5 protein-coding genes are annotated in these 9085 nt (G+C 61.6%); 2 read left to right on the top strand and 3 right to left on the bottom strand.

Annotated elements, in window-relative coordinates; genetic code table 11:
• Positions 1-26: 26 nt before the first annotated feature.
• The 3 genes from GA615_RS22555 to GA615_RS22545 form a co-directional block, all read right to left on the bottom strand.
• Positions 27-800 carry a sugar phosphate isomerase/epimerase family protein gene (locus GA615_RS22555; RefSeq protein ID WP_152053584.1) on the bottom strand — a complete coding sequence of 258 codons (774 nt, stop codon included), beginning with the start codon at positions 798-800 and terminating at the stop codon, positions 27-29.
• Positions 801-871: 71 nt separating this feature from the next.
• Positions 872-3352, bottom strand: a complete 2481-nt coding sequence (locus tag GA615_RS22550; protein ID WP_152053583.1) for a DUF1549 and DUF1553 domain-containing protein — start codon at positions 3350-3352, stop codon at positions 872-874.
• Positions 3353-4060: 708 nt separating this feature from the next.
• Positions 4061-4510, bottom strand: a complete 450-nt coding sequence (locus tag GA615_RS22545; protein ID WP_201750287.1) for a hypothetical protein — start codon at positions 4508-4510, stop codon at positions 4061-4063.
• A 516-nt stretch (positions 4511-5026) separates the two neighbouring features.
• Between GA615_RS22545 and GA615_RS22540 the strand changes: the two genes are divergently transcribed.
• Together GA615_RS22540 and GA615_RS22535 are read left to right on the top strand one after the other, a co-directional pair.
• A complete protein-coding gene (locus GA615_RS22540; protein ID WP_152053582.1) occupies positions 5027-6502 on the top strand; it encodes a hypothetical protein in 1476 nt (491 codons plus the stop codon).
• A gap of 242 nt (positions 6503-6744) precedes the next feature.
• Positions 6745-9015, top strand: a complete 2271-nt coding sequence (locus tag GA615_RS22535; RefSeq protein WP_152053581.1) for a hypothetical protein — start codon at positions 6745-6747, stop codon at positions 9013-9015.
• Positions 9016-9085 lie beyond the last annotated feature (70 nt).

The following is a 9085-nucleotide window of genomic DNA, read 5'->3' as shown; positions in this document are numbered from 1 at the left end:
GAATCTTTGAGGGATTCAGTCGGCAATCAGTCGGAATCCTGATCGGGCTGAAGGGCCTCCCAGAGCGCTCGGTAGTAGCGCAGGAGTCGATCCGGCTCGGGGCTATCAGGAATCTCGGCGAGGGTGAAGCCCTGATAGCCCGATTCCTTTAGCAACCGGAAAAGAGTTCGGTACGGGTATCCGCTGTGCAGCTCGTTGATATGAACCAGGCCGATTCGGTCAGCAACCATTTGGAAGGCCGGTTCAATCGAGCCGTCGATCAGATCCGTCGGATTTGAATTCCAGCAGACCGTCACGTTGCGGTGCTTGGCGTGATTCATGATCCTTGCGAAGGCGGGAAACGTTGCCGTCTCCCGCCCGTGCACTTCAACCCGGATCTCCACACCAAAGCCTTCGCCATACTCGCCGACTTCGAGCAACGACTCGCCGATTTGACGGAAGGTGGCTTCGGGATCGGTTCCCTGCGGAATACCGTTCGGGCGGACCTTGATCCCCGGGGCACCGACGTCGTGGGCCAGCTGGATGAATTCCTTGGTTCCCTCGATATTACGACGGACTTCCGCTGGGTCATCCGAGTGGTATTCGAAGGCACTGCCCAGCCCGGCGAGTTCCAGGCCCGAGTCGCTGAACCGCTGGCGCACGGCTGCTCGCTCGGCGTCAGACAAGGAGACCTCGACACCGTGGGCATGAGTGGTTCGCAGCTCAACCCCTTCGAAGCCCAACGCGGGAAGCTTCGTCAGGATCGTGTCGAGGTCCCAGTCCTTGGCAATGTTGTACGTGACGGTGCCGAGGAGGAGCATGGTCGTCGGTCCTGGAAAACAGGGAAGGTCGTGCCAAGGACTCGCCAGGGTCCAGCCCCGGCGAGCATCCGTCAATCAATAAACTGGAATTCCTTGGCGTTGACCAGGGCCCAGAGGATGTCCTCAAACGCCTCTCGCTCCTGGCCGGGCTTCGACTCCACGTGGAAGATGGCCGTGGCTCGCTCGCTGTCCGACGGAGTTCGAGCGAAGGTCTGCAGGAACAGTTCGTCGATCCGCTCCTCGATGGGTCTCGGGTCGGCGGCCAGGGCCGCGGCTCGTCCTGCGTCATCCGAGAGTCGTGCCTGGACTTCCGCCGAATTCAACAGCATCAAGCTCTGGCTGAGGCTCGCGTCTTCAATCCGTTCACATTCGCAAGCGGTGTCTCGCATCGGCCGTCCGAACGTGTCGAGAAAGTCGGAACGAACCGATTCGTCGGGGAGCGAGATGGCTCGAAATCCCGACGGCAGCCCGTCAAATCGGTTCGGGACCCGGGTGACCTGAGAGATGGCATCGAGCAAGATTTCTGCGCTCATCCGCTTGGGATAGAAGCGGGCGAAGCTCTGAGTATCACGAGCATTGGTCTCGTTCGGCTCACTCGACAGGCTGTAGAGCTTGCTCGTCGTGAGGGTCCGGACCAGATGCTTGAGGTCGTAACCCGAGGCGATGAAGTCGTCGCTCAGCGCCTTCATCAAGGCCGGATTCGTGGCGGGGTTCGTTTCGCGAAGGTCATCAATGGGCTCAACCAGGCCCCGATCGAAGAAGTGAGCCCAGTAGCGATTGACGACCGCAGGGGCAAAAAATGGGTTGTCTTCTCGGGCCAGCCAGTCGACCAGAACTTCCCTTGGGTCCTCCATCGCCGGAATGGCGAAGGGCTCGGCTTCTCCAAGCCCCTTCGGCTGCATCGCCTGTCCGGTCTTCGGATGCGAGACCTGGCCACTCCGCTTGCTGAAGATCACCAACTCATCGCTGCCTCCCTTTTGCGAGGTCAACGATCCCTTACGCCCAACCCTCCCGAAGAAGGCCGCGAAGCCGTAGTAATCGTCCTGGCTCCAGGTTTCAAACGGGTGGTGATGGCACTTCGCGCATTGAAGTCTCATCCCAAGGAAAACCTGGGCGGCGTCGTCGACGAACTCGTCAGCCTGCTTCAAATCCCGATACCAGACGGTTGCTGGTGCCGTCTCCGGTGTGCCACTGGCGGCAATGATCTGACGGGTAAACTCGTCAAACGGGGTATTTTGATCAATCTGGCGGCGAATCCAGTCATAGAACCGGAACGTGGAACGCTGATTTCGAGCGTTGCCCGCGCGCTTGTTTCGAAGGATGTCCGCCCACTTGACCGCGAAGACCTTGGCATATTCGGGACGGTCCAGAAGCGTATCGACCAGTCGAGCCCTCTTCTCCGGGTCGGCATCCGCCACGAACGCGTCGATTTCTTTGACCGTTGGCAAGGTGCCGGTGATGTCCAGGGAGGCTCGACGGATGAACTCCTCGTCAGAGCAAAGGTCCGAGGGAGTCAAGCCCAGTTCCTTCCACTGAGCGAGAGCCAGTTCGTCGACGAAGTTGTTGGGCGAAAAATTAATGGGATCGGCGACAGGTTCCCCTCGGGGAACGGTGGCACGAAAAACGGCCACCTTGCCTTGATACCGGGCCATCACGGCTGCCATGCCGGGCAGGTCCGCCGTGCGAACCCGCCCGCCCTCGGCAACGTTGGCAATCTCGGAAACGTTCGACTCGTACTGAGCCCACCGCGTCACATCCTCGGTTGAACCGTCCGAGTAGACCGCCGTGACCACCAGCTGCTGATCGGTTCCCTGATCGAGGACCCGGGACGGCGGGTGGATCTCGATCCGGGCGACGGTCGGCGCTTCGGGATCACCAACTGGCATTCCCTCGGCGATCCATCGGCGAATCAGGCGGTATTCGTGCGAGTCTTCCACAAGCAGCTTGCCGCCGCCATGCGGAACGTCGGCCACGGCCTTGAGGAGCAAGAGGCTCTGCTCGGGGGCGGCTGGGAAGACGCGCCGACCTCGGCCCTCCTTGACCAGAGTCTCATAGTCGAGTTCCGGCTCGAACCCGAGCAAACTGAGGCGGAACCCATTCTGACCACCCGATTTCCCGTGGCAGCCCCCGGCGTTGCAGCCGAGCTTGGTGAAAATCGGCACAATCTGGTTTGTGAAGTGAATCGGTGGCGGGTTGTCGAATGCTCGGACCTCAACCGGAACCTCGACCTGACGTCCTTCGGCCTCGATGCGCACGATCGTCTTGCCATCACCCCGAGCCGAGATCATTCCCGAATCATCGACGACGACGACCGATTCATCCGCGCTCGAAAATCGGGCCGAGGAGGTTCGGTCCTTGCCGTCTTCCTGGCCTTCGACCGCCAGTTGCTGGACCGCGTCGGGGCCGATCAAGGTGACCGCATCCGGAACGATTCGGAGCACTTCCGTCAGCGGTGATTCGGATCGATCGACGACCTCCGAGGCCGGAAGGCCGGCAGGGCCGATTGCCGTCAGGACCAGTCCGATTATCGTTGCGGCCAGCCACCTGTGCATCACTTTGATCTCCTCGGAGTCCCCTGCCGGCAACCCGGAACCACGGCCGTCCCCCGGCTCGAGTCCCAACCATGGGACGAAAACCCACTCCTAGACTTTACTGAGGTTCCCCGCCAGCGACAAGAAAAAGTTAAACCAAGTTTCACCATGTCCGAGGCCATCGGTTGCCAATCAGAATCCAGTATGGTCGATCCCGTTTCGGCCCGAACATGCGAGGAAAGACGCGTGTCCCTGGACGTGGCGACCTTGGTTGCGTATGGTAGTGTGTGTCAGGTGCGGTCAGACCGGAGCAATCCGGTCTCCTTCTCCTGTCGGCTCATCACCGACCGGGTAGCTCAGTCGGTAGAGCAGCGGACTTCGACGCCGCCCTTAGGCGTGCACAATTGGAGCCTCTCACGGGAAGAAACCGAACCGCGAGAGTGGATGCCGCAGTATGCTGGGACGCCCTGAGAGCCCCCGCCACCACAACGCCAGCTGGTAACGGCCAACGTGACGGTTCGAAAAGTGCGAGGGATTGGGTCATCAGCAGGCAAGGGCTCCGGCGGATCGTCGGGCCCAGCCTCAGAGACTCGACGCGGCACACCTGCGATGGTGAAGGGAGAGTCCAGACTCCAACACGGGGAAGCCTCTCACCAGGGCTGACCTGAGGTCGGTGAAAGCCGATGGGGTAAGTTAATCCGCTGGTCGTGGGTTCGAGTCCCACCCCGGTCACTTCCGAGCCCCCCGACGTTTCGGGGGGTTTTCTTTTGCGCCGTTCTGGCGACCCTGAGCCCGCTTCGAAGTCTTCCCGGCCGACTGGTCAAGTACCCGCTTCAACATTCCTCCCAGACGTTTCGCAGCCGGACCTGGGTACGAGGAGAGCTCCACCATCTCGGCAAAACTCAGCCGAGGATCGGGGAACGGCAAGAGGGCCTCCGCTTGCGATAAGGTGCCCCGGAGTTGGTAGCTCTTGCCGATCAGGCGCACTTTGACCCCGCAGCGGCGCAGGAGTTCCAGCTCTCGGTAAAACGTCCGCAGGCCGATTTGAAGCATCTCGAGCAACTCCGCTCTTGAACGCGGAGCCTCGTCGAGCAATCGAGCAAGGCGATGCAACCGAGCAGCCCGGCTATCAGTAATGTGGACGGCTGGCCGACGTCGGGGCGGAGGGTTCGGACTCATCGGCTCCTCCTACGCTACGGACGACCCACCGAGCCTGATCCGGTTGCGGTGGACGTCGGCAACGCGCTCAAGCCCTCCCTGGCCAGATGGAAACTTATGGGTTTAATGCATGTTAGCAGCCATTTCTGCCGGTGGTCCAGTCCCGAGGATTTCTCAGAGGGCTGGCGATTCTGTTGATCGTGCCGGTCGTGTCGGTTTTCCTCAAGGGGTGCGAGACGGGAACCGACTGAATAGGAGTGAGTTGGTCACGACCGCGGGGGAACGTTCCCTGGCTTGATTCCGTGTCCCGTACCGGGACGAATCGGCGGTCGCGGTGGTTGGATCGAGCGATGAGGGGGCCGTTGGGCTTCGCCCGTCTCGTGGTGAGGCCGACTGCGACCTGGCGCGGCAGGCTGGGCGGGTCGTCCCGCATCGGGCGAGGGTTTCCCCTTCAGGGAGAGTGTCTCCATGTCGACGTCAAAGCGCCGTCGGTCACTGAGTTTCCGTCCGGGGCCGGATTGTCTCGAGGGCCGTCAAATGCTCTCGACGGTCTATCACGGAGTTGATTTCGATGGCGACCTCTGGACGTTGCGACTGGTCGGACCGGGATCGCTTCGGGTGACCAACCAGCCAGGAACCGATGGGGTGACCCCAGTCCCCATCGGTGAGCCAGGTCTGATTGATACCATCACCGTTCAAGGGGCGAACCCCTCAAAGACCCGTTTGATCGGGGTCGTCGAGCAGGCTGCGGGTGGTGATGGACGGGTTTTCTTCGAAAATCTGCTTTCGCCGGCGAGTGTCTCACCCGGCCCCGGAACCGGCGTCGGCATGCTGGCCATCGACATGCCCGATTTCTGGCTCGGCGACACCAGCCCGGGCGGGACCGAGCAGGTTCAAGGGCGGATCGACATTCCCGACGGCGTCGTGACGCTGCACTTCGGAGGGGTCGAAACCCGAGCGTCGTTCGGCGCGGAACCTCCTGATCCTCCCTCGGCCGACAGCCAGCCCAACCGATTCTCGATCAATCTGGGGCTACCGACCCGGGTCGGTACGAGCATCATTCTCGACCGAGTGGATACGACCAACCCGGAAACCCTGGTTGATCCCCTGACTCCTCAGGATATCGTGACCTTCAACGTGAGTGGCCGCCTGAACGTATTCCAGGCCAACACGATCGAAGGTGATCCGACGTTGGACCTGGGAGAGACGGGGTCATTCGACGGACAGAATTCCGGAGGGACGACCATCATCTCCCAGGCTCCGCAGGTTCCAGGGCAGGTGGCGACCGGGGCGATCGGACGGTTCCGGATTGGTGGCAACGCCACGAACATGACGGTCCAGGTCGGCGGGAACAATGCTCGGTTGACGAATTTCTTCATCGGTGGCGAGACGAACAAGGTCACGATCTCGGCCGTTGAAGGGGTTCGAACGGCGATGTTCGGACTGGGCATGGATACCGTATCCATCCAGGCCGGCGAAATCGAGCAGTTGAAGGCCAACCGGGGAGCCGTCGGCTCGTCCATCCTGGTCGGTCGGAACGCCGGATCGTTGACCTTCGGAGGGGACGTGATCAACACCAACGTCCTGGCCGGTTACACTCCTGGCACCGGGGCCGGGGCAGCGCCAACCGCCCAGTCCGGAGGACAGATGGGGGTCCGGGTGGCCGGAGATGTCTTCGACTCGATTTTCGCCGCTTCGGTCCAGCCGTTCGAGGGGGTTTTCGGCGGCCCGAATGAATTGGAGCTCCCGACCGGCTACATCAACGCCAAGGTCGAAGGCCTGATTGACAATAGCCTCAACCCGCTGGTCAGTCCCGAGTCCTTCGATCAGGCGTTCTTTGCCCGCCGCGTTCGCCTGGAAGCGGGCCCTGTCATTCCTCCGGCGGCGCCCGGTGCTCCCTTCCGGCCGCAACCCGGACCGGGACGAACCCCGGGGGTTGATGGACTCTCCGGTGGTCAGCCCAGCCCCACCTTCCGCTTCATCGAACGCCTGAACGCCCGACAGACTCCCTGATTGGAACCACCACCGCCTGCAGAGTCTTGAAACGGCCGAGTGGGTCGACTTCGGTTGACCCACCCGGCCCTTCCTGTTTCAATCCCCCACCCGCGTTGATTCACGAAGGTTAGCGGTGTGACCCAAGCCGGCCCGCTCGGAGAATCGAACCCCGAGCGATCCCCTGCTCGACGCGCTCGGGATGTCTGGGCTCCTCGTTCGGAGACGCCCCACCATCTCGGGATCACGGAGGATCTTGTAGGATGGAATCGCTCCCAGACGCGGTCACTCCCGATGCTCCTGAATTCCCCTCCGTGCGCCGTCTGATACTGATTGCGCTCCTCTATACTGGGGTGGCGATCGGAGCGACCTTCCCGGCCATCACCACAGTTCAGACCGCGTTGCCAGGACATCCGGCCGATCCGCTGGTCCATCTCTGGACGATGCGCTGGTACAAGCAGTGCCTGATGGAAGGGAACCTGCCGTTTCTGGCCCTCGGTCTTCAGCATCCGGTCGGAGCTCCGGTGGGTTACCTCCCCCCGTTGCAATATCAGAGCCTGCTCTATCTTGGCCTTTCGTCGTTCCTCTCGAATGACTTGCTTTGCTTCAACATCATCTGGTTCCTGGGGTTCGTGCTGACCGGTTGCGGCACCTATGTTCTGGCCTGGTATGTTCTGCGCAACTCCTGGGCGGCGACCCTGGCCGGATTACTGGCGATGCTCGCGGGGCCAATCTCCTACTTCGCTGTTGGGGAAATTGAACAGATCACCCTGGGCTGGTTCCCGCTGTTCCTGGTCGGATGGCTTCGTTTCGTGGATCACCCTTCGCGCGGGCGATTGCTCCTGGCGGCAGCTCTGTATTTGCTCCTGGCGATGAGCGCACCCTATTACGGGCTGTTCGGAGTCTTTCCGGCGACGTTTTACGTCCTTTGGAGCGCCTGGCGAGAAGGATGGCGGCTGCGGAGACCGTTCATCCTTCCTCGTCTCGGATGGTTCGTGGCGTTTGTCGGATTGACCTTCCCCGCACTTCTCGTCCTCTTCTCCAGCCAGGTCTGGGCCATGACTCATGGCTTCCCGATGGACCGATCATCGGGTGAGTTCGAGTTTTACAAGGCCAGTCTTGGGGGGTATCTCATTCCAATCGCCCCGAAGCTCCTCGCAGGTTGGTTGCAGAAGCCAGGCTCGGTTTTGCTCGGAGAGGCGTTCTTTCCAGCCTATCTGGGAATGGTGACGCTCGGATTGGTGGCGTACGCTGCCGTGGCGAGAGTCCGGTTTCCCCGGGCTTCCTTCTGGTGGCTTGGGCTGGCCATGCTGGTGATTCTGTCGCTTGGAGCGTCCATCACAATCGGCAACGCGGAAATCCCGATGCCGGCCCATTGGCTTCGCGAGTACGGCAAGATTCTCAAGCCTGTGCGCGTACCCGCTCGATTTGCCTACTTCGCGTCCCTGCTGGCCGTCCTGATTGCGGCGGCCGGGTTCAGGCATCTCCTTGGTCGCATTCCGAATGCCTTCGGACGGGCCACCGTGGCGATCCTACTAATGGTGGTCGCTCTGGTCGATCTGGCTCACGTACCGTTCCCCACCCGACCGGTTCCGGAATTGCCGCGTGCGTATCAGTGGATCAAGGAACGCTCACCCAATGCCGCGTTGTTCGAGGCGCCTCACGCCAATTTTGGGTGGCGGATGCCCGCGCTTTGCACATACTGGCAATCGTTCCACGGCCTCCGAACCTCGGCAGGCTACACGGCGGACCTTAACCCGATTCACGAACCGTTGGTCACCCACTCCTCCCCCTTTCATGCTCATCGCCTGGCAGATCCGGGATATTTGAAGGAATCTGACGTGATTCCCTTCGAGCCGATCGGCTTAACAGGGGTTCAGCGGTTTGACGATTTCGCCTGGCTCTATTTGAAGACCTTTGGATTCGACTATGTGGTGCTCCACCATCGTCCCGAAGACTATCCGGAATTGCCGGTGCAATTCGACCAGATCAAGCAGCGGCTCGCACCGGCAAAGGTGTTCGAAGACGAGGTGACGGCGGTCTACGACACGAACCTCCTGCCCGCCCCCTCCCGCCCGACCTTGCTCTGTGCCAAGGGCTGGCGAGGCTATATCCCGACTCGCCTGGGGGTCGGGCGGCTCATCGACCCCGTCAGCGAACTGACCCTCTACAATCCGACCGCCGCCGGACCGATCGTCCTCGCGCTTCGGGGAATGACCCGCAGAGCGTCTCGCGTCCTGGAACTTCGAAACGGTCATACCGTGCTGGCCCGCTGGCGCATCGAGTCAGGCGATGAGCGCACGCTCGTCAGTCCTCCGCTTGAACTGGCAGAGGGTCTGCACCGGCTCACCTTGGTCTGTGATGGCGTCGAGCCCGACACCTCTCACAAGCCCCATTTCGAGAAGGAGCAAGCACCCTATGGCCTCTGGGTGTCGGCACTCGGTTTCGGGGCCTCGCCGGAGCTTGCGGTGACCTGGAATGCTCCCGAAGCGGTGATCGCAGAGCAACCGGGGTCAGAACACCTTGTCCGCTAGGTGGAAGCGTCCTTGAGGAGCGTGCAGAACGCCGGTTCGAATCCATCGCGTTGGAAACGAACCGGCGAGC

It is taken from the genome of Tautonia marina, assembly GCF_009177065.1.
In the GTDB taxonomy this organism is placed as follows: Bacteria; Planctomycetota; Planctomycetia; order Isosphaerales; family Isosphaeraceae; genus Tautonia; species Tautonia marina.
This window is presented reverse-complemented; position numbering and strand designations above follow the sequence as displayed.